Here is a 19673-nt window from a genome sequence, read left to right on the forward strand (position 1 = left end):
GCCGGCAGGGCGGGCCGGCCGCGGGTTCAGCGCACGCCGCTTTCGTTGCGCGCGATCACCAGGCGCTGGATCTCGCTGGTACCCTCGTAGATCTCGGTGATCTTGGCATCGCGGAAATAGCGCTCCAGCGGCATCTCCTTGGAGTAGCCCATGCCGCCGTGGATCTGGACCGCCTGGTGGGCGACGAACATCGCCGTCTCCGACGCGTAGAGCTTGGCGATCGACGCCTCGGTACTGAAGCGGCCGCCGGTGCGCGCCGCCTCGGTCTTGGCGAAGGCCGCGCGCAGCGTCAGCAGCGTGGCGGCGTCGAGCCGGCACTTCATGTCGGCGATCTTGGCCTGGATCATCTGGAACGAGCCGATCGCGTGGCCGAAGGCCTTGCGCTCGCGCACGTAGACCAGGCTCGCCTCGTAGGCGGCGCGCGCGATGCCGACCGCCTGCGAGGCGATGCCGATGCGGCCGGCGTCGAGCACGCCCATCGCGATGCCGAAGCCCTTGCCTTCCTTGCCGAGCAGGTCGGCGGCCGGGCAGACGTACTCGTTGAGCTCGATCTCGCAGGTGGCCGACGCGCGGATGCCGAGCTTGGGCTCGGTCTTGCCGGCGTGGAAGCCCGGCCGGCCGGTGTCGATGATGAAGGCCGACACGCCCTTGGCGCCGATCCCCGGCGTGGTGATCGCGAACAGCACGATGTACTTGGCCACCGGGCCGGACGTGATCCAGCTCTTCTTGCCGTTGATGACCCAGTCGCCGTTCGCGTTGCGCGCCGCTCGGGTGTGCATGTTCGAGGCATCCGAGCCCGACTGCGGCTCGGTCAGCGCATAGGCGCCGATCGCCTCGCCGGAGGCGATCGCGCGCACGTACTTCTGCTTCTGCTCCTCGCTGCCGTAGCTCAGGATGCCGTTGCAGAACAGCGAATTGTTGACCGACATGATCGTGGAATGGGCGGCATCGGCCTCGGCGATCTCCATCATCGCCAGCGCATAGGCCACCGTGTCCATGCCGGCGCCGCCGTACTCGGGCGCCACCTCGATGCCCATCAGGCCGAGCTGGCCCATCTCGCGGATCGTCTCGAGGGGGAACTCGCCACTGCGGTCGAAGGCCGCCGCGATCGGCGCGATGCGCTTCTGCGCGAACTCGCGTGCGATGGACTGGATCGAAAGCTGGTCTTCGCTGAAACGAAAATCCATGGGGACGCCCTGGAAAAAAGGACGCGAATTCTAGCGCGCAGGGCCCGTCCGGCCTAATGCACCGCAATATCCGCCGGATCGCGGTCCGCGCGCCGCCGCCGCCGTGACACCTGGCGCGCCGCGGCGGTGCAGGTGCATTGACGCCGCCGGGCGCGCCCGATAGGCTGATCCATCTTTCAATCAAGATAAAGGGATAAACCTTGGACCTGGCCGCGACCTCGGCCCTGCTGCGGCTGCTGTCGGACGCGACCCGCGTGCGGCTGCTGGCGCTGCTGGAGCGCGAGGAACTGACCGTCGCGGAGCTGTCCGCCGTGCTGCGGCTGGCGCAGCCACGCGTGTCCACGCACCTGGCCAAGCTCAAGGAGGCCGACCTGGTCCGCGACCGGCGCGCCGGCGTGTCGTCCTACTACCGGTTCAACGGCGAGCTCGACGCACGTGCCAGCGCGCTGCTGCACGCGCTGCGCGCGAACATCGACGATGCCCTGCTGCGCGAGGACGAGCGCCGGCTGCCGTCGGTGCTGGCGCAGCGCGCCCGCGCCGAGGGATGGGCCGACACCGTGGCCGGCGACATGGAACGCCACTACTCGCCCGGACGCACCTGGGAGACGCTGGCGCGCTCGATGACGCGACTGGTCGACCCGGGCGACGTGCTCGACATCGCCTCCGGCGACGGCGTGCTCGCCGAACTGCTGGCGCCGCGCGCGCGCTCGATCGTCTGCGTGGACGCCAGCCCGCGCGTGGTCGCCGCCGCGCGCGCGCGGCTGGCGCCGTTCGGCAACGTCGAGGTCCTCGACGGCGACATGCACGCGCTCGACCTCGGCGAGCGGCGCTTCGACCTCGTCCTGCTGATGCACGCGCTGACCTACAGCGAGCGCCCGGCGGCCGTCGTCACCGAGGCGGCGCGGCTGCTGCGGCCCGGCGGCCGCCTGCTGGCGGCGACGCTGGCGCGCCATGCCCACCGTACCGCGGTCGAGCCGTTCGACCACCGCAACCTCGGCTTCAAGCCCGACGACCTGCGCGGCTTCGCCACCGCCGCCGGCCTCAGCGTCCTGGCCTGCGAGCGCATCACGCGCGAGAGCAAGGCGCCGCATTTCGAAGTGATTTCCCTGCTGGCATGCAAAGACCGATGAACGCACGCACCCTGCCCTGGCTGCATCCAACGCGCGTCGCCGCGCTCGAAGCCGCGCTGGCACGCCGCATCCTGATCATCGACGGTGCGATGGGGACGATGATCCAGGGCTGGAAGCTCGACGAGCCCGATTACCGCGGCGAGCGCTTCGCCGACGGCTACGACAGCCGCCACGTGCACGGTCCGCAGTGCGGCCACGACCTCAAGGGCAACAACGACCTGCTGCTGCTGACGCGCCCGGACGTGATCGCCGCGGTGCACACCGCCTACCTGGAGGCCGGCGCCGACCTGGTCGAGACCAACACCTTCAACGCCACCTCCGTCAGCCAGGCCGACTATCACCTCGAGCACCTGGTCTACGAGCTCAACAAGGAAGGCGCGCGACTGGCACGCGCCTGCTGCGACGCGATCGAAGCCACCACGCCGGACCGGCCGCGCTTCGTGATCGGCGTGCTCGGGCCGACCAGCCGCACCGCCTCGATCAGCCCCGACGTCAACGACCCGGGCTTTCGCAACACCAGCTTCGACGAGCTGCGCTCGGCCTACCGCGAAGCGACCGACGGCCTGATCGACGGCGGCGCCGACACGATCATGGTCGAGACGATCTTCGACACCCTGAACGCCAAGGCCGCCCTGTTCGCGATCGAGGAAGCCTTCGACGCGCGCGGCGGGCGCCTGCCGATCATGATCTCCGGCACCATCACGGACCGGTCCGGCCGCACGCTGTCGGGCCAGACCGCCGAGGCGTTCTACGCCTCGATGGCGCACAGCCGGCCGCTGTCGATCGGCCTCAACTGCGCGCTCGGCGCCGCCGACATGCGCGAGCACGTGGAAACGCTGGCACGCGTCGCCACCGGCTACGTCAGCGCGCACCCGAACGCCGGCCTGCCGAACGCCTTCGGCGAGTACGACGAGACACCCGAGGAAATGGCCGCCACGCTGCGCGAGTTCGCCGAGTCGGGCCTGCTGAACCTGGTCGGCGGCTGCTGCGGCACCACGCCGGCGCACATCCGCGCGATCGCCGAGGTGGTGCACGGCCTGCCGCCGCGCCGGCTGCCGGGCGCACTGCAGGAGGCCGCATGAAGATCCTGCTGGTCGGCGCCAGCGGCACGCTGGGCCGTGCCGTTGCGGCCAACCTCGGCGAGCGGCACGCGGTGATCGGTGCCGGCCGCAGCAGCGGCGACCACCGCGTCGACCTGCGCGACGAGGCCAGCGTGCGCGCCCTGTTCGACGCGACCGGCCCGCTCGACGCGATCGTCGCCACCACCGGCAGCGTGCACTTCGGACCGCTCGCCGGCATGACCGCGGCGCAGTTCGACCAGGGCCTGCAGGACAAGCTGCTGGGCCAGGTGCGGCTGGTGCTGATCGGCCAGCACCACCTGCGTGACGCCGGCTCGATCACGCTGACGACCGGCATCCTGGCCGACCAGCCGATCCGCCTGGGCGCCAACGCGACGGCCGTCAACGCGGCCATCGAGGGCTTCGCGCGCGCCGCCGCCTGCGAGCTGCCGCGCGGCCTGCGCATCAACGTCGTCAGTCCCAGCGTGCTGGCCGAGGCCTGGGACGCCTATCGCGACTTCTTCCCCGGCTTCGAGGCCGTGCCCGCCGCACGCGCCGCCCTGGCCTACCAGCGCAGCGTCGAAGGCGTGCAGACCGGCCAGGTCTACAAGGTCTGGTAATGACATCGGCATCGCCCCTTCCCGAAGCGCCTGCTCCGCGCTACACCCGCCTGTCCGGCCTCGAACCGCTGGTCATCACGCCGGACCTGCTGTTCATCAACGTCGGCGAGCGCACCAACGTCACCGGCAGCGCGCAGTTCCGCAAGCTGGTCAAGGAAGAACGCTACGAAGAGGCGGTCGAGGTCGCGCGCCAGCAGGTCGCCAGCGGCGCGCAGATCCTCGACGTCAACATGGACGAGGGCCTGATCGACTCGGAAAAGGCGATGACGCGGTTCCTGAGCCTCATCGCCTCGGAGCCGGACATCGCGCGCATCCCGGTCATGGTCGACTCGTCCAAGTGGACCGTCATCGAGGCCGGCCTCAAGTGCCTGCAGGGCAAGGGCGTCGTCAACTCGATCTCGCTCAAGGAAGGCGAGGCCGTGTTCGTAGAGCAGGCGCGCAAGGTGCTGCGCTACGGCGCCGCCGCCGTGGTCATGGCCTTCGACGAGGTCGGCCAGGCCGACACCTGCGCGCGCAAGGTCGATATCTGCACGCGCGCCTACCGCATCCTCACCGAGGAGGTCGGCTTCCCACCCGAGGACATCATCTTCGACCCGAACATCTTCGCGGTCGCGACCGGCATCGAGGAGCACGACAACTACGCGGTCGACTTCATCGAGGCCACGCGCGTCATCAAGCGGACGCTGCCGCACTGCCACGTATCGGGGGGCGTGTCGAACGTCTCGTTCTCGTTCCGCGGCAACGAAACCGTGCGCGCGGCGATCCACTCGGTGTTCCTGTACCACGCGATCCAGGCCGGCATGGACATGGGAATCGTCAACGCCGGCGCCCTGCCGATCGTCGACGACCTCGATCCGGAACTGCGCGAGCGGGTCGAGGACGTGATCCTCAACCGCCGGCGCGATTCCACCGAGCGGCTGCTGGAGATCGCCGACCGCTACAAGGCGAAGAAGGGCGAGGCCCCGGTCGAAACCCAGGCCTGGCGCGACAAGCCGGTACGCGAGCGGCTGGCGCACGCCCTGGTCAACGGCATCGACACCCATGTCGACCAGGACACCGAGGAGGCGCGCCTGGAAACGACCCGCCCGCTCGACGTCATCGAAGGGCCGCTGATGGACGGCATGAACATCGTCGGCGACCTGTTCGGCGCCGGCAAGATGTTCCTGCCGCAGGTGGTCAAGTCCGCGCGCGTCATGAAGAAGGCTGTCGCCTGGCTGCTGCCGTACATCGAGGCGGAGAAGCTGCGCACCGGCGACGCCGGCAAGTCCAACGGCAAGATCGTGATCGCGACCGTCAAGGGCGACGTGCACGACATCGGCAAGAACATCGTCGGCGTGGTGCTCCGCTGCAACAACTTCGACGTGGTGGACCTCGGCGTCATGGTGCCGGCGCAGAAGATCCTCGACGCCGCACGCGCGGAGAACGCCGACATGATCGGCCTCTCCGGCCTGATCACGCCCTCGCTGGAGGAGATGAGCCACGTCGCCCGCGAGATGCAGCGGCAGAACTTCCGCATGCCGCTGCTGATCGGCGGTGCCACCACCTCGCGCGCGCACACCGCCCTGAAGATCGACCCGCACTACGAGGCGCCGATCGTCTGGGTCAAGGACGCCTCGCGCGCGGTCGGCGTCGCCCAGTCGCTGATCTCCAAGGACCTGGTCGATACGTTCATGGCCAAGATCCGCAGCGAGTACGCCGAGATCCGCGAGCGCCACAAGGACCGCGGCGGCGCCAAGAAGCTGGTGCCGCTGGCGGCCGCCCGCGCACAGCGCTTCGACGGCGGCTGGGACGGCTACCGCCCGCCCGCGCCGCGGACGCCCGGCATCACCGTCTTCGACGACTATCCGCTCGCCGATCTGGTGCCGTTCATCGACTGGTCGCCGTTCTTCAACGCCTGGGAACTGGCCGGGCGCTACCCGGCGATCCTCACCGACGCCGTCGTCGGCGCCCAGGCCACCGAGCTCTACCGCGACGCCCGCGCGATGCTCGCGCGCATCGTCGAGGAAAAATGGCTGACCGCGCGCGGCGTCATCGGCCTGTGGCCGGCCCACGGCGTCGGCGACGACGTCGAGGTCTTCGCGGCGCCGGCTGCGGAAGGCGACGCGCCGGGCCCGCGCATCGCCACGCTGCGCTTCCTGCGCCAGCAGGCCGACAAGCCGGTCGAACGACCGGACTTCTGCCTGGCCGACTTCGTCGCGCCCAAGGCCGCGGGTGTGCAGGACTGGATCGGTGCGTTCGCGGTCACCGCCGGCATCGGCATCGACGCGCACGTCGCCCGCTTCGAGCGCGACCACGACGACTACTCGGCGATCATGCTCAAGGCCCTCGCCGATCGCCTCGCCGAAGCCTTCGCCGAATGCCTGCACCAGCGCGTGCGCCGCGAGCACTGGGGCTACGCCGCCGACGAGGCGTTCGACAACGACGCGCTGATCGACGAGAAGTACCGCGGCATCCGGCCGGCACCGGGCTACCCGGCCTGCCCCGACCACACCGAGAAGGACACGCTGTTCCGGCTGCTGGACGCCCCGGCCAATGCCGGCATCACGATCACCGAGAGCTTCGCGATGCTGCCGACCGCGGCGGTTTCCGGCTGGTACTTCGCCCATCCGCAGAGCCAGTACTTCGTGGTCGGCCGGCTGACGCGCGAGCAGGTCGAGGACTATGCGCGACGCAAGGGCTGGACGCTGGCCGAGGCCGAGCGCTGGCTGGCGCCGAACCTCGACTACGATCCGGAGTAACCGGATACCCGGCCGGGCCACGCAATGGCGTGCCGGCAGCGTGCGCGGCGCCGATCATGCCGTCATCGCCGTCGCCGGCATTTCGCCGATGACCCGTCCCGCCCGGGAACTGGGCGACCCTCGGCGAGGACTAACCGCCGTCGCAAACGCACACGAAGGAACGGACATCATGCTCCATCATGCATTCGGCTGGATCGCGGGCCTGGCGTTCGCCGGCAACGTGCTCGCACAGGTACCGGACAACCTCGATCTTGCGTTCAAGATCAGCATCGACGGCCGCCTCGTCGGCGAACCCCGTCTCGTCGTCGCCCCCGGCGTGCCGGCACAGTCCGCCGTGCGCGGCGGTGGCGGCGGCGACTACCGGCTGGATGTCCGGGCCGACCCGGTCGCCGGTGCCGACCCGGCGAGCGTCGTCATCGCCGCCACGCTCTACGATTTTGTCGACGGCACCTGGCGACAGGTTGCCGAACCGACGTTGCAGGTCGCGCTCGACGGCCGACCGGCGTCGATCCGTGTCGGCGACCCGGAACGCAACGCCGCGCGCTACGCGATCGAGGTCTCGGCAACGCCCGTTCCAGCCATTCCAAGCAAGGCGAATCCCGACGACGCCGGCCGCTAGCCTCGCCGCGCGGCCACACGCCATCAAGGCCTCCGGCGCGCGCTATCGACGCCGGCCGTGCAGGGTGCCCGGCGGCGCAGCTACAGGATCACCGGCCGGTCCGGCAGTTCGTCGGGGTTGTCGCGGCGGTCGGCCGGGAAGTGCAGGGCCAGCACGGTGTTGGCCTCTTCCACCGCGGCGACCGCGCCGGCCTGGAACTGGCCGGCCGTGAAGCGCTGGCGCAGCCGCTCGCAGACGCCCTGCCAGTACGCATCGTCGATGCGCGCGGCGATGCCGCGATCGGCGACGATCTCGATGGCGTGCTCGGCCAGCAGCACGTAGATCAACACGCCGGTGTTCTCGCGCGTATCCCAGACACGCAGGTGCGCGAACACGTCCGCGGCGCGCTCGCGCACGCTCCGGCGCGCCAGCGCGAGCCGCCACGGCAAGGCACCCTCGACGGCGAAACAGACCTCGCCGCGATGCCGGCGCTCGCCGGCGGCGACCGCGTGCTGGATCGCATCGAGCGTCGCCGGCGGGAAATGGCGGGCGGCCGGATCGCCTGCGAACAGATGCCGTAGCCAACGCATGCTCATGCCCTCACCAGCTGCCCGAGGCACCGCCGCCGGCGGAGATGCCGCCACCGCCGCTGAAACCGCCGCCACCACCGCCACCACCGCCACCGCCCCAGCCGCCACCACCGCCGAAGCCGCCACCACCACCCCAGCCCCCCCAGCCGCCGCCGTTGGCGAAGCCGCCACCGCCGCCGCCACCGATGAAGCCGATCAGCGCGCCGACCAGGCCGAGCCCGAGGCCGATCGGCACCAGGCCGCTGATCAGCCAGGCGACGCCACCGGCGGCCAGGCCGGCCAGCCCGGCGCGCGGCGTGGGCTTGAGGCGCCCGAACAGGCTGCGCGCCCACACGGCGGCGATGAAGCCGAACAGCAGCGCGCTGCCGAAATCGCCGGCCGGGCGGCGCTCGCGGCCGCCGCTCCACGGTTCCGGCAGGGGCTCGCCGTCGACCAGCTTGGTCAGCGCACCGACCGCATCGCGAATGCCGCCGTAGAAGTCGCCCTCGCGAAAACGCGGGGTGATGTACTCGCGGATGATCCGCGCCGACGCCGCGTCGGGGATCGCGCCTTCCAGGCCGCGCGCCACCTCGATGCGCACGCGACGATCGTTCTTGGCCACGATCAGCACCGCACCGTCGTCGACGCCCTGGCGGCCGAGCTTCCATTGGTCGTAGACGCGGATGGCATAGGCCGCGATGTCCTCCGGTGCGGTGGTCGGCACGATCAGCACGGCCAGCTGCGCACCCTTGCGCTGCTCCAGCGCAGCCAACTCGGCCTCCAGGCCGGCGCGCTGGCCGGCGTCCAGCGTGGCGGTCAGATCGACCACCCGCCCGGCCAGCGCCGGCACCGGTTGCGGCCCGTCCTGCGCGGCCACGCCGGCGACGGCGAACAGCAGCCAGGCCAGCAGCACCGGCCGGGCCCAGGCGGCCCGCAGCGTGGCCATCGGCGTGCCCGTCAGTTGCCGGCGGGCGCGGGCTTGCTGAAATCGACGGCCGGCGCGGTCGAGATCGCCTTCTCGTTCTCGACCGAGAAGTTGGCCTTGGTCGCGTAGCCGAACAACTTGGCGGTGAGGTTCTGCGGGAAGCTGCGCACGTAGGTGTTGTAGTCCTGCACCGCAGCGACGTAGCGGTTGCGCGCCACCGCGATGCGGTTCTCGGTGCCTTCCAGCTGCGCCTGCAGGTTCTGGAACAGGCCATCGGCCTTGAGCTGCGGGTAGTTCTCCGAGACCGCCATCAACCGTGTCAGCGCGCTCGACAGCTCGCCCTGCGCGGCCTGGAACTTGGCCAGGATCGCCGGATCGCTCAGCATGTCCGGCGTGATCTTCAGCGTGCCGACCTGGGCGCGCGCCTGGGTCACCTGCGTGAAGACCGTCTCCTCGTGGCTGGCGTAGCCCTTGACGGTATTGACCAGGTTGGGCACCAGGTCGGCGCGCCGCTGGTACTGGTTGAGCACCTCCGACCAGGCCGCCGTCACCGCCTCGTCCTTCTGCTGGATCGCGTTGTAGCCGCAGCCGGAAAGCAACACGAGCGCCAGCCCGACCAGCACCCACCGGATCGTACGCATCGCACCTCTCCCGTATCGATGGCCCCGGGCGCACTCTGCGCCGCGACGGACCGGCACGCAAGTATCGGCACGCTGGCCGGCCGCGCGCTGAACGCCCGCCGGCGGGGTGCTCAGGAAACCGCGCGATCGCGGCGATGGCGCAGGTCCACCACCAGGTTGTAGATCGCCACCACGGACGGGAACAGGTTCGAGAGGATGCCGACCGAATCGTTCTTGCCGAACGTGAAGTAGCTGACCAGCAGCAGGCTGCCGAAGACCGACAGCCACCAGAACGCACGCGGCATGTGCACGCGCTTGAGCTTGCGCGTGGCGTACATCTGCACGAACCAGCGGCTGGTGAACAGGAAGACGCCCAGGTAGCCGACCAGCTTCCACGGCGTGACGCCGACACTGTGCACGTAGAAAAGGACTTCGTTCATCGGATCGCTCGGAATGGGATCAGGCTGCGCGGCTGCCGATTGTAGGGGCATCGCGGTAACGGCATCGCCGCGCGGCGCCGATGCCGCGGCGCAAGCCGCAAACCGCAAACCGCAAACCGCCGATGCTGGGCCGGGGTGCGTCGGAAAACCGTCGCCCCGGGGCCCGGGGCGCCGGGATGCGCGGCGTCAACCGGCCGCCAGGATCTTCTGGCGGCGCAGCTGCGCGAGGACCTGCTCGACCGCCCGGTCGACGTCGGTGTCCTCGGTCCGCACGTGGACCTCGGCTGCCTCCGGCGCCTCGTACGGCGAGTCGATGCCGGTGAAGTTCTTCAGCTCGCCGCGGCGGGCCTTGGCGTACAGGCCCTTGGGGTCGCGCCGTTCGACGGTGGCCAGCGGCGTGTCGACGTAGACCTCGACGAACTCGCCCTCGGCGACACGCCGGCGCGCCAGCGCGCGCTCGGACCGGAACGGCGAGATGAACGCACAGATGACGACCAGGCCGGCATCGACCATCAGGCCGGCGACCTCGGCGATGCGGCGGATGTTCTCGACGCGGTCGGCGGCGGTGAAGCCCAGGTCCTTGTTGAGACCGTGGCGCACGTTGTCGCCGTCCAGCAGGTAGGTGTGGACGCCGAGCGCGTGCAGGCGCTGCTCGAGCCGGTTGGCGATCGTCGACTTGCCGGAACCGGACAGGCCGGTCAGCCAGACCACGCCGGGGCCGTGGCCGTTGCGGTGCGCGCGCGCCGCCTTGTCGAGCGCGAGCGCCTGCCAGTGCACGTTCTGCGAGCGGCGCAGCGCGAAGTGCAGCAGGCCGGCCGCGACCGTGCGGTTGCTGACGCGGTCGATCACGATGAAGCTGCCCATGTCGCGATTGTCGGCATAGGGGTCGAACGGCACGGTGCGGTCCAGCGTCAGCGTGCAGACGCCGATCGCGTTCAACGCCAGCGTCCGCGCCGCCAGGTGATCGAGGCTGTCCGGGTCGACCTGGTACTTGGGCGGGCCGAGCGCACCGCCGGTGGTGGTGGCGCCGAGCTTCACGAGGTAGCCGCGCCCCGGCAGCATCGGCGCCTCGTCCATCCAGACCACGGTCGCCTCGAACTGGTCGGCAACGGCCGGCGGAGCGGCCGCGGCGGCGATGACGTCGCCGCGGCTGACGTCGACCGCCTCGGCCAGTGTCAGCGTGACCGACTGGCCGCGGACCGCCTCGTCGAGGTCGCCCGCATAGCCGACGATGCGCTCGACCGTCGCGGCGTGGCCGGACGGCAGTACGCACACGGCGTCGCCGGGACGCACGCGGCCGCCGAGCACGCGGCCGGCATACCCGCGGAAGTCCGGGCCGGGCCGGTTGACCCACTGCACCAGGAAACGCAGCGGCGCCTCGTCCGGCAGCGCGTCGACCACCACCGATTCGAGGTGCCCGATCAGGCTCGGCCCGCGGTACCACGGCGTGTTCGGGCTGGGTGCCGCGACCATGTTGTCGCCGCGCAGCGCCGACAGCGGGATCGCGACGACCGCCTCGAGGCCGATGCGCGCCGCGAACGCGCGATAGTCCGCCTCGATCCGCTCGAACGCCTCGCGCGAGTAGTCCACCAGGTCCAGCTTGTTGACCGCCAGCACCACGTGGCGGATGCCGAGCAGCGCGACCAGGTGGCTGTGCCGGCGCGTCTGCGTCAGCACGCCCTGGCGCGCGTCGACCAGGATCACCGCCAGGTCCGCCGTGGAGGCCCCGGTGACCATGTTGCGCGTGTACTGCACGTGGCCCGGCGTGTCGGCGACGATGAACCGCCGCTGCGGCGTCGCGAAGAACCGGTAGGCCACGTCGATCGTGATGCCCTGCTCGCGCTCGGCCGACAGGCCGTCGACCAGCAGGGCGAAGTCCAGGTCCGTGCCCTGCGTGCCGAGCCGCCGCGAATCGGCGGCCAGCGCGTCGAGCTGGTCTTCCAGCAGCGTGCGCGTGTCGTAGAGCAGCCGGCCGATCAGCGTGCTCTTGCCGTCGTCCACGCTGCCGCAGGTGATGAAGCGCAGCAGGCCCTGCGCCGGCGCGGTCTGCGCGGCGTCGCCGGCCGATGCGGTCCGTGTCGCCATCAGAAGTAGCCCTCGGCCTTCTTCTTCTCCATCGAGCCGCTGCTGTCGTGGTCGATCAGGCGGCCCTCGCGCTCGCTGGTGCGGGCGCGCAGCATCTCGGCGATCACCGCCTCGACGGTGTCGGCCTGCGACTCGATCGCCGCCGTCAGCGGCCAGCAGCCCAGCGTGCGGAAACGCACCGTCCGCAGCACCGGCGTCTCGCCCTCGGCCAGCGGCATGCGATCGTCGTCGACGACGATCAGGCGGCCCTCACGCACCACTACCGGCCGTGGCGCGGCGAAGTACAGCGGCACGACCGGGATCTGCTCGCGCGCGATGTACTGCCACACGTCCAGCTCGGTCCAGTTCGACAGCGGGAACACACGCAGGCTCTCGCCTGGGTGCTTGCGCGTGTTGTACAGCCGCCACAGCTCCGGCCGCTGCGCCTTCGGATCCCAGCGGTGCTGCGCATTGCGGAACGAGAACACGCGTTCCTTCGCGCGCGACTTCTCCTCGTCGCGCCGCGCGCCGCCGAAGGCGACGTCGAAGCCGTGCCGGTCCAGCGCCTGCTTGAGACCCTGGGTCTTCCAGAGGTCGGTATGCAGCGCCGAGCCATGCGTGAACGGACCGATGCCCTGCGCCTGTGCGTCCGGATTGCGATGCACGATCAGCGCCATGCCCGCCTCCTGCGCCATGCGATCGCGCAGCGCGTACATCGCGCGGAACTTCCAGGTGGTGTCCACGTGCAGCAGCGGGAACGGCGGCCGCGCCGGGAAGAACGCCTTGCGCGCCAGGTGCAGCATCACGGCGCTGTCCTTGCCGACCGAGTACAGCATCACCGGCCGCTCGGCCTCGGCCACCGCCTCCCGCAGGATGTCGATGCTTTCGGCTTCCAGGGCGTCGAGGTGGCTCAAGGCGGGCATCGGGCGATTGTAGGCGCGGCCGCGACGGCCGTCATGGCGCACCGCCGGGATCGTGCCGCCGGGATCGCGCTGGCGAGAATCAGGAATCGGGACCCGCCTGCCGGGCGCGCCGGCGCGCCCACAGGTTCAGCGACTCGACCGCGATCGAGAAGCCCATCGCGAAATAGACGTAGCCGCGCGGGATGTGCAGCTCGAAACCGTCGGCGATCAGCACCATGCCGACCAGGATCAGGAACGCCAGCGCCAGCATGCGGATGGTGGGATGGTTGTCGATGAACTCGCCGACCGTGTTGGCCGCGAAGATCATGACCGCCACCGCCAGCACGATCGCCGCGACCATGATCGGGATCTGGTTGACCATGCCCACCGCGGTGATCACCGAGTCGAGCGAGAACACGATGTCGATCACCGCGATCTGGGCGATGACGAAGCCGAACGAGGCGAACACGCGCCCTTCCTCGCTGTCGCCGCCGCGCGCGCCTTCGAGCTCCTGGTGGATCTCCATGACCGCCTTGACCAGCAGGAACAGGCCGCCGGCCACCAGGATGATGTCGCGCAGCGAGATCACCTGGCCCGCCGCGGTGAACAGGCCCATGCGCTCGTCGTCGAAACCCGCCAGCGTCGCCAGCACCAGCAGCAGGGCGATGCGCGTGATGCAGGCCAGGGCCAGGCCCACCCGGCGCGCGGCCGGCCGCTGCGCCGGCGCCAGCCGGCTGACCGCGATCGAGACGAAGACCAGGTTGTCGACGCCCAGGACGATCTCCAGCGCCGCCAGCGTGAGCAGCGCGATCCAGGCCTGCGGGTCGGAGAGGAGTTCGATCATCGGTGCTGGTAAGGGCTGGAATCAGGCCGCGCGCGCGGCGGGCACGGCGTCACGGGGCCCGCGCCGCAACGGCGCGCCCGCGTGGCATCGCGGCGGCACCGGCCACTGCATCAGCCGAAGCGCTGCCAGAGGATCAGCCCCCAGCACAGCGCGACGTTGACCAGCAGCAGGAACACCGCCGCCGATCCCATGTCCTTGGCACGTCCGGCCAGCTCGTGGAACTCCGGGCTGACCTTGTCCACCACCGCCTCGACCGCCGAGTTGAGCAGCTCCATCGCCAGCACCAGCAGCAGGCTGCCGGCCAGCAGCGCCTTCTCGACGGCGCCCTGGCCGAGCCACAGTCCGGCCGGCAGCAGCACCACGCAGACCAGTACTTCCAGCCGGAACGAGGCCTCGTACGACCAGGCTGCGCGCAGTCCCTTCCAGGACCACTTCAGCGCCCGGACGATCTGGCGCGGGCCGCGCGGCTCGATGCTCGGCATGTCGCCCGTCCGCCGACGCGCTCAGGCCGCCGCGGGCGATTGCCAGGCGATGTCCAGCTCGCGCGCGGCCTTGACGTCGTCGAGGCGGCGCACCGGCATCGTCAGCGGCGCGTCCTTCATCGCCTGCGGATCGGACGCCGACAGGGCCAGCAGCTCGGTCATGACCTCGACGAAACCGTCCAGCGTCTCCTTGCTCTCGGTCTCGGTCGGCTCGATCAGCAGACACTCGGGCACCAGCAGCGGGAAGTAGTTGGTCGGCGCGTGGATGTTGCGGTCGAGCAGGCTCTTGGAGAAATCCAGCGCGGTGATGCCGTTGGCCTTCTTCTGGCGCGCGACCGTCACGATGAACTCGTGGCTGGCGCGGCGCTCGGGATAGGCCAGGTCGAAGCCGGCATCGGCCAGGCGGCGTGCCAGGTAGTTGGCGTTGAGCGTGGCGTACTCGGCGACGCGGCGCATGCCCTCGCGGCCGAGCAGGCGGGCGTAGATGTACGCGCGCAGCAGCACGCCGGCATTGCCGGCGAACGTGGTCAGCCGGCCGATCGACAGCGGGCGGTCCTTGCGGCGCACCCAGCCGTAGCGGCCGTCGTCCTTCTTCTCGATCATCGGCACCGGCAGGAACGGCTTGAGGCGCTCGGACACGCCGACCGCACCCGCGCCCGGACCACCGCCGCCGTGCGGCGTCGAGAAGGTCTTGTGCAGGTTCATGTGGATCGCGTCGAAACCCATGTCGCCCGGACGCACCTTGCCGAGGATCGCGTTGAGGTTGGCGCCGTCGTAGTAGAGCAGGCCGCCGGCCTCGTGCACGAGCCTGGCGATCTCCTGGATGCGCCGCTCGAACACGCCGATCGTGGACGGGTTGGTCAGCATGATGCCGGCGGTCTTCGGGCCCAGCGCCTTCTTGAGCGCCTCCACGTCGATGTCGCCGTCGTCCTTGGTCGGGATCTCGCGCACCGTGCAGCCGCACATCGTCGCCGTGGCCGGGTTGGTGCCGTGGGCGGCGTCCGGCACGATGATCTCGGTGCGCTCGGTGTCGCCGCGGTGCCGGTGGTAGGCGACGATCATCGCCACGCCGGCCAGCTCGCCCTGGGCGCCGGCCATCGGCGCCAGCGACACGCCGCCCTTCATGCCGGTGACGTCGGCGAGGATCTCCTGCAGGTCGTACATGCAACCCAGGAAGCCCTGGCTCAGCGACTCGGGCGCATACGGATGGCGCGCCAGGAAGCCGTCCAGCATCGCCAGCGTGTGGCAGGCGCGCGGGTTGTACTTCATCGTGCACGACCCGAGCGGATAGAACTGCGTGTCGATCGAGAAGTTCTTGCGCGACAGGTTGGTGTAGTGGCGGACCGTCTGCAGTTCCGACACTTCCGGCAGCGCGGGCGGCGTCTGCCGGCGCAGGCTCGCGGGGAGGTCGGACGGGATCGCGGTATCGGCCGGAAGCTGCGCGGCCGCGGTGCGGCCGGGCTGGGAAAGCTCGAAGATCAGCATGGACAGGCACGCCAGGTGAGGAAAAATCAGCGCGCAATGATGCCACAAAGCACCCCGGCCACGCCGCCCGCGGCATGCCGCCGCCCGGGTGCCGATGCCCGCGCCGGCACCCGGGCGGACCCGACGCGGGGGTCGCCCGCTACGATAGGCCACCTTTCCCCGGAACCGATGCGCATGAGCCGACGCCTGCTGCTGTGGACCGCCGCGATCGCCGCGGCGCTGATGCTGGCGGGCCTGGCCGGCCTGGACTATCCGCTGGCGCGCGCGATCCGCGCCGCCGGGCTGGAGAACGCGGCGCTGTTCCGCGAGGGCCTGGCCGTGCTCGACACCGCGCTCGGCATGCACCTGTGGTTCTGGCTGGCCGGCGTGGCGGCGATCGGCATCGGCCTGGTCGCCCTGGCCTGGAAGCGCCTGCCCCTGCCGCCCCGGCTGGGGGCCGTCCTGCTCGCCGCCGGCCTGGTGCAGGTGGCCACGATCGCGACGATGATCCAGGGCAAGGACGCCTTCGGCCGGCTGCGTCCGTTCCAGGTGCTCGAATCGGGCGACTGGTCGCGGATCTGGTTCGCCGGCGGCGGCTCGTTCCCGTCCGGCCATGCGGCGTTCTACTTCGGCCTGTTCCTGCCGCTGGCCGCGGTCGCGCGACCGGTCTGGCTGCGCGTGGTGCTACTGGCGATCCCGCTGTTCGTGGTCGTCGCGCGGATCGACCTCGCACGGCATTTCCTGTCCGATGTCGCCACGTCGGCGCTGATCGCCGCGCTGTATGCGCTTCTGGCTTCGTTCGCATTCCGTCGCTGGCTGCCACCGCGCTGAACGAGGCTCGCAGCGACGTTGCGACGAACCCCTTCGCCTCTTCCGTCGCATAACAAACCAGCCCTGCGGGTGACCGACTCGGGCCGGTTGTGACATCGCCACGGGCTAGGTAGGCTGCGTGAGTCACAGGGGAAACAGGGATGCACATCGTGCAACGACCGCTATTGATTTCGTTCTTTTTTGCGTGTGCGGGATTCACGGCTACCGCGTCGGCCAGCGAGCAGGAACAGGCGCCACGCCTGTTCGTCACGACCGAAAAACAACCTCCTCCTTCCGAACCCGGTCCCTGGCTGCAAAGCTGGCACATCACCATCGATCAGCAGGCCATCCAGCAGCCGGCCGAGACGATCACTCTGAATGTTCCGGGCCAGCGCGAGATCGTCGTGCGACAGATGTACTGGTCGCCGAAGGCCGGCTATCTCTCGCAGTTGGTTGGTGATGGCCCTGAAGTCATCTGGCTACCAGATCCGAGCGCGAAGCCGGACGACTTCGCTTGGGAGTGGTACGGCCGCTCCGAAGGCCATACGGTCTCGATCGTCTTCAACTACGGCGTGATCGCCGCACGTATCTGGACCCCCGAGCACAAGTACGCCTTGCAGCCCAGGCCGGGCGATGTCACCGAGCTGGCCGAGGTCAATCCGGACTGGTGGCAGATGCATCCGGATCGCGAGGAGCAGCACCCTGGTCAAGCGGCAACCGACACGCCGCTTCACGGCACTCCCGATGGTCTGACCCCGTCCGGGCCACCCACCTGGGACCTTGGTTGCACGGCCCCACTGCCGACGACGGCGAGCACGATCGATGTGCTGGTGATGTATACGACGGACGTACTCGGCCAGTATGGTTCTCATGCTGGCGTCGAGACAGAAGCGATCAGAGCGATCAAAGATGCCAACGATAGTTTGCGAAACAGTGGCATCTGGTCGGTGCGCTTCTTTCTACGCGGCGTGGAACAGGTTCCACCACCGGCTGATCCCTTTTTCAACTATGGGCTAGTCAACATAGAGCAAGCCATGTTCCATCTTGCAGGCGTTCAGGGTACGACCACGAATTATCCAGGTTGGATTTACAACGGTAATCCGGCGGTCAGCAGCCGACGCAATGCGCTACAGGCGGATGTGGTCGCACTGGCCCGCATAGATATCTCCGGTGATGACACATGTGGCGTCGCCTTCGTACAGCGTTTGTATGACTTGATTGGCGGCAGAATCGAACCCGGACCGGAGTTCGAGCGCAAGTCTTACCTTGTCTTCGATCCGCGCTGCGGTGTCGACCGGCTTAATCTCGCACACGAACTCGGTCATTTACTCGGCATGGAACACGACCCGCGCAATGCCGGCATGCCGGGCACCGCCTTTACGTCATGTCCTTGGTCCTATGGGCATCGCAACTCCAGCTCCAATCCCAATGCGGCCTTTCGTACCGTGATGTCGTACGCTGACATGGGCAGCGGCTCCGGGCCAATCTGCACCGGGAAGCACGCGTGCCCACTGATCGATGCCTACTCCAATCCAGCCTATGCGTGGAACGGTGCGATCGTTCCAAACCCCACCCCAGGTGCTCTACCCATCGGCGTCGCGACGGGAGGATCTGCGGGACCCGCAGCGCGAGCGAACGATACCCTTGCGCGACTGGCACCCATCGTCGCTGCATTCCGGACCAGACCAGACCTGATCTTCGCCAATGGATTCCAATAGACTGCTCATCGCGGTTCTCGCCGCGTCGCTGGCCGGCTCCGCCGATGCGGCGTTGACAGTCGGCCCGCCGATGCTGGAGACCTATGGCTACGAAGGCGAACCTTCCTATGGGCCGTGCGGAAACGCCGTGCTGTCCGACGACGCGCACTGGCTGACTTTCTCGTGCTTCTCCAGGGATATCGTGCCTGGCGACGACAACGATCGCTATGACACCTTCCTGCTCGACCGCCAAACGAGGCAGACCCAGCGCGTCAGCGTTGACAGCCTCGGCCAAGAGCATCGGTTCGACAGTAACAGGGGAGTTGCGTCCGCCGATGGACGCCGTGTCGTATTCAACTCCAACGCCAAACTCGACCCCTCGATCCCTTGGGATTACTACAAGCTCGGCATCAGCAATGTCTTTCTGCGCGACCTGGAGCGAGGCACTACCTCGCTAATCGGCCTGAACAGCCGGAGAGAATCGGAACGGCTCGGCACGAGACTGGTGACCGCTCACCATCGCCGCGAAGAAGTGCTTCTTCTTAGCGGCGCCAACTTATTGGGAGAGGATACCAATGGCCCTCTCATGGAAGATCTTTACGTACGCAACTGGCGTACAGCGGCAATCGAGCTCGTATCGACATCAACCGAAGGACATCAAGGAAACTGCTATACACAAGGGGATTCCATCATCTCCGACAGTGGCCGTTACATCGTGTTCATGAGTTGCGCGAGCAATCTCTCCGACGACAACCCACTCCGCACGGGCAACCTGTTCCTGCGCGACCGCTGGCTCGGCACGACTCGTCGTCTGACACGTCCCTGGACCGGCGGAGAATTTATCGCATCGCCGTCCTACTACCTAGATTCCACTGCCGGAAGAATCATTGGCGATCGCTATGTCCCCTTCGGCGCGACCAGCGGCGAATTGGTGCCAGGCGTTGGCACCATTCAGGCCAACACCTATCTGCTCGACATCCAGACCGGTCAGATCGAGTTAATCTCTCGCGGATGGGATGGATCGACACACTCGGCCGAAGGCTGGCGCCCCTCGATGAGCGCCGACGGTCGCTACCTGGCCTTCTACTCGCGATCACCCGACATCATGGTCGATCCGGGGCCGGGGCCCGCCGTGTATCTCAAGGATCGCTTCACCGGCGAGACCGTCAACGTCACCGCCACGCTGGCCAGGCCTCTGTATTTCTACTTTGCGCAAGTCAACCTCTCTGCCGATGGCTCGACGCTAGCCTTTACCTGGCGCTACGACGACGACGCGCCGCAACCGTATGCGGGCCGCCAGCTGATCTACACCGTCTCGATCCATGGCACGCCGATTGCGCCGCCAGAGCCCGAGCCGGTACCGGCGACTGCCCCGATGGCCCGATTCGCGGCCTTTGTGGCACTGCTGCTCGGTGCCTGGATCGCCTTGCGACGGCGCCGGAACACAACGTAAAGCCTTGCAAAACCCGGCAAGCTTCGTTCCGGCCGGCCCGTTCCCGGCAGGGGCGGCGCTATGCTTGGCCGC

General features: G+C 69.1%; 18 protein-coding genes. 8 read left to right on the forward strand and 10 right to left on the reverse strand.

All coding sequences use genetic code 11. The features are described 5' to 3' along the window. Positions 1-26: 26 nt before the first annotated feature. Positions 27-1187 carry an acyl-CoA dehydrogenase family protein gene (locus tag I596_RS15670; protein WP_067650057.1) on the reverse strand — a complete coding sequence of 387 codons (1161 nt, stop codon included), beginning with the start codon at positions 1185-1187 and terminating at the stop codon, positions 27-29. A 200-nt stretch (positions 1188-1387) separates the two neighbouring features. Between I596_RS15670 and I596_RS15675 the strand changes: the two genes are divergently transcribed. The 5 genes from I596_RS15675 to I596_RS15695 are packed head-to-tail and all read left to right on the forward strand — an operon-like array spanning position 1388 to position 7352. After that, positions 1388-2317 carry an ArsR family transcriptional regulator gene (locus I596_RS15675; protein WP_067650060.1) on the forward strand — a complete coding sequence of 310 codons (930 nt, stop codon included), beginning with the start codon at positions 1388-1390 and terminating at the stop codon, positions 2315-2317. Continuing rightward, a complete protein-coding gene (locus I596_RS15680) occupies positions 2314-3399 on the forward strand; it encodes a homocysteine S-methyltransferase family protein (protein ID WP_223303852.1) in 1086 nt (361 codons plus the stop codon). Before I596_RS15675 ends, I596_RS15680 begins: the two co-directional genes overlap by 4 nt. After that, positions 3396-3995 carry a short chain dehydrogenase gene (locus tag I596_RS15685; RefSeq protein WP_067650066.1) on the forward strand — a complete coding sequence of 200 codons (600 nt, stop codon included), beginning with the start codon at positions 3396-3398 and terminating at the stop codon, positions 3993-3995. Before I596_RS15680 ends, I596_RS15685 begins: the two co-directional genes overlap by 4 nt. After that, positions 3995-6733 (forward strand): methionine synthase, encoded by a 2739-nt coding sequence (gene metH, locus I596_RS15690; protein WP_067650069.1) that lies wholly within the window; start codon positions 3995-3997, stop codon positions 6731-6733. The genes I596_RS15685 and metH overlap by 1 nt, the downstream gene beginning before the upstream one ends. 40 nt (positions 6734-6773) lie before the next feature. Continuing rightward, positions 6774-7352: a hypothetical protein gene (locus I596_RS15695; protein ID WP_150132206.1), complete on the forward strand. Its 579-nt coding sequence runs from the start codon at positions 6774-6776 to the stop codon at positions 7350-7352. 80 nt (positions 7353-7432) lie between these two features. On the opposite strand, the gene I596_RS15700 is transcribed toward I596_RS15695, so the two are convergent. The 9 genes from I596_RS15700 to gcvPB form a co-directional block, all read right to left on the reverse strand. Further along, positions 7433-7921, reverse strand: coding sequence for a TPM domain-containing protein (locus tag I596_RS15700; RefSeq protein WP_067650075.1), 489 nt, complete (start codon positions 7919-7921; stop codon positions 7433-7435). A gap of 10 nt (positions 7922-7931) precedes the next feature. Then, positions 7932-8837: a TPM domain-containing protein gene (locus tag I596_RS19320; protein WP_067652138.1), complete on the reverse strand. Its 906-nt coding sequence runs from the start codon at positions 8835-8837 to the stop codon at positions 7932-7934. Positions 8838-8857: 20 nt separating this feature from the next. Further along, positions 8858-9466, reverse strand: a complete 609-nt coding sequence (locus tag I596_RS15710; protein WP_067650078.1) for a LemA family protein — start codon at positions 9464-9466, stop codon at positions 8858-8860. A gap of 110 nt (positions 9467-9576) precedes the next feature. Then, positions 9577-9885: a lipid-A-disaccharide synthase N-terminal domain-containing protein gene (locus tag I596_RS15715; protein ID WP_067650081.1), complete on the reverse strand. Its 309-nt coding sequence runs from the start codon at positions 9883-9885 to the stop codon at positions 9577-9579. Between the two features lie 186 nt (positions 9886-10071). Continuing rightward, positions 10072-11970: a sulfate adenylyltransferase subunit CysN gene (gene cysN / locus I596_RS15720; RefSeq protein ID WP_067650084.1), complete on the reverse strand. Its 1899-nt coding sequence runs from the start codon at positions 11968-11970 to the stop codon at positions 10072-10074. Beyond that, a complete protein-coding gene (cysD, locus tag I596_RS15725; protein WP_083965821.1) occupies positions 11970-12872 on the reverse strand; it encodes a sulfate adenylyltransferase subunit CysD in 903 nt (300 codons plus the stop codon). The genes cysN and cysD overlap by 1 nt, the downstream gene beginning before the upstream one ends. A gap of 79 nt (positions 12873-12951) precedes the next feature. Then, positions 12952-13695, reverse strand: coding sequence for a TerC family protein (locus I596_RS15730; RefSeq protein ID WP_067650087.1), 744 nt, complete (start codon positions 13693-13695; stop codon positions 12952-12954). 110 nt (positions 13696-13805) lie between these two features. Beyond that, positions 13806-14177 carry a diacylglycerol kinase gene (locus tag I596_RS15735; RefSeq protein WP_067650090.1) on the reverse strand — a complete coding sequence of 124 codons (372 nt, stop codon included), beginning with the start codon at positions 14175-14177 and terminating at the stop codon, positions 13806-13808. A 21-nt stretch (positions 14178-14198) separates the two neighbouring features. Further along, positions 14199-15662, reverse strand: a complete 1464-nt coding sequence (gene gcvPB / locus I596_RS15740) for an aminomethyl-transferring glycine dehydrogenase subunit GcvPB (protein WP_067650093.1) — start codon at positions 15660-15662, stop codon at positions 14199-14201. 174 nt (positions 15663-15836) lie between these two features. Here gcvPB and I596_RS15745 point away from each other — a divergent pair, with 174 nt between their 5' ends. The 3 genes from I596_RS15745 to I596_RS18575 all read left to right on the forward strand — a co-directional run bounded on the left by I596_RS15745 (position 15837) and on the right by I596_RS18575 (position 19601). Beyond that, positions 15837-16472, forward strand: coding sequence for a phosphatase PAP2 family protein (locus I596_RS15745; protein WP_067650096.1), 636 nt, complete (start codon positions 15837-15839; stop codon positions 16470-16472). Between the two features lie 140 nt (positions 16473-16612). Continuing rightward, the gene (locus tag I596_RS18215; protein WP_083965648.1) at positions 16613-18169 is read left to right on the forward strand and encodes a M12 family metallo-peptidase; all 1557 of its coding nucleotides are present in this window, start codon (positions 16613-16615) and stop codon (positions 18167-18169) included. Then, positions 18156-19601, forward strand: coding sequence for a TolB family protein (locus I596_RS18575; protein WP_150132207.1), 1446 nt, complete (start codon positions 18156-18158; stop codon positions 19599-19601). The genes I596_RS18215 and I596_RS18575 overlap by 14 nt, the downstream gene beginning before the upstream one ends. Positions 19602-19673: the final 72 nt, after the last annotated feature.

The sequence above is a fragment of the Dokdonella koreensis DS-123 genome (assembly GCF_001632775.1).
GTDB lineage: Bacteria > Pseudomonadota > Gammaproteobacteria > Xanthomonadales > Rhodanobacteraceae > Dokdonella > Dokdonella koreensis.

What these genes read in the sequence shown, in the direction of transcription:
- I596_RS15745 (WP_067650096.1), top strand. Translation starts at nt 15,837, where the DNA reads ATGAGCCGACGCCTGCTGCTGTGGACCGCCGCGATCGCCGCGGCGCTG.
- I596_RS15680 (WP_223303852.1), top strand. Translation starts at nt 2,314, where the DNA reads ATGAACGCACGCACCCTGCCCTGGCTGCATCCAACGCGCGTCGCCGCG.
- I596_RS18575 (WP_150132207.1), top strand. Translation starts at nt 18,156, where the DNA reads ATGGATTCCAATAGACTGCTCATCGCGGTTCTCGCCGCGTCGCTGGCC.
- cysN (WP_067650084.1), bottom strand. Translation starts at nt 11,970, where the DNA reads ATGGCGACACGGACCGCATCGGCCGGCGACGCCGCGCAGACCGCGCCG.
- metH (WP_067650069.1), top strand. Translation starts at nt 3,995, where the DNA reads ATGACATCGGCATCGCCCCTTCCCGAAGCGCCTGCTCCGCGCTACACC.
- cysD (WP_083965821.1), bottom strand. Translation starts at nt 12,872, where the DNA reads ATGCCCGCCTTGAGCCACCTCGACGCCCTGGAAGCCGAAAGCATCGAC.
- I596_RS15670 (WP_067650057.1), bottom strand. Translation starts at nt 1,187, where the DNA reads ATGGATTTTCGTTTCAGCGAAGACCAGCTTTCGATCCAGTCCATCGCA.
- I596_RS15735 (WP_067650090.1), bottom strand. Translation starts at nt 14,177, where the DNA reads ATGCCGAGCATCGAGCCGCGCGGCCCGCGCCAGATCGTCCGGGCGCTG.
- I596_RS15685 (WP_067650066.1), top strand. Translation starts at nt 3,396, where the DNA reads ATGAAGATCCTGCTGGTCGGCGCCAGCGGCACGCTGGGCCGTGCCGTT.
- I596_RS15710 (WP_067650078.1), bottom strand. Translation starts at nt 9,466, where the DNA reads ATGCGTACGATCCGGTGGGTGCTGGTCGGGCTGGCGCTCGTGTTGCTT.
- gcvPB (WP_067650093.1), bottom strand. Translation starts at nt 15,662, where the DNA reads ATGCTGATCTTCGAGCTTTCCCAGCCCGGCCGCACCGCGGCCGCGCAG.
- I596_RS15715 (WP_067650081.1), bottom strand. Translation starts at nt 9,885, where the DNA reads ATGAACGAAGTCCTTTTCTACGTGCACAGTGTCGGCGTCACGCCGTGG.
- I596_RS18215 (WP_083965648.1), top strand. Translation starts at nt 16,613, where the DNA reads ATGCACATCGTGCAACGACCGCTATTGATTTCGTTCTTTTTTGCGTGT.
- I596_RS15700 (WP_067650075.1), bottom strand. Translation starts at nt 7,921, where the DNA reads ATGCGTTGGCTACGGCATCTGTTCGCAGGCGATCCGGCCGCCCGCCAT.
- I596_RS15730 (WP_067650087.1), bottom strand. Translation starts at nt 13,695, where the DNA reads ATGATCGAACTCCTCTCCGACCCGCAGGCCTGGATCGCGCTGCTCACG.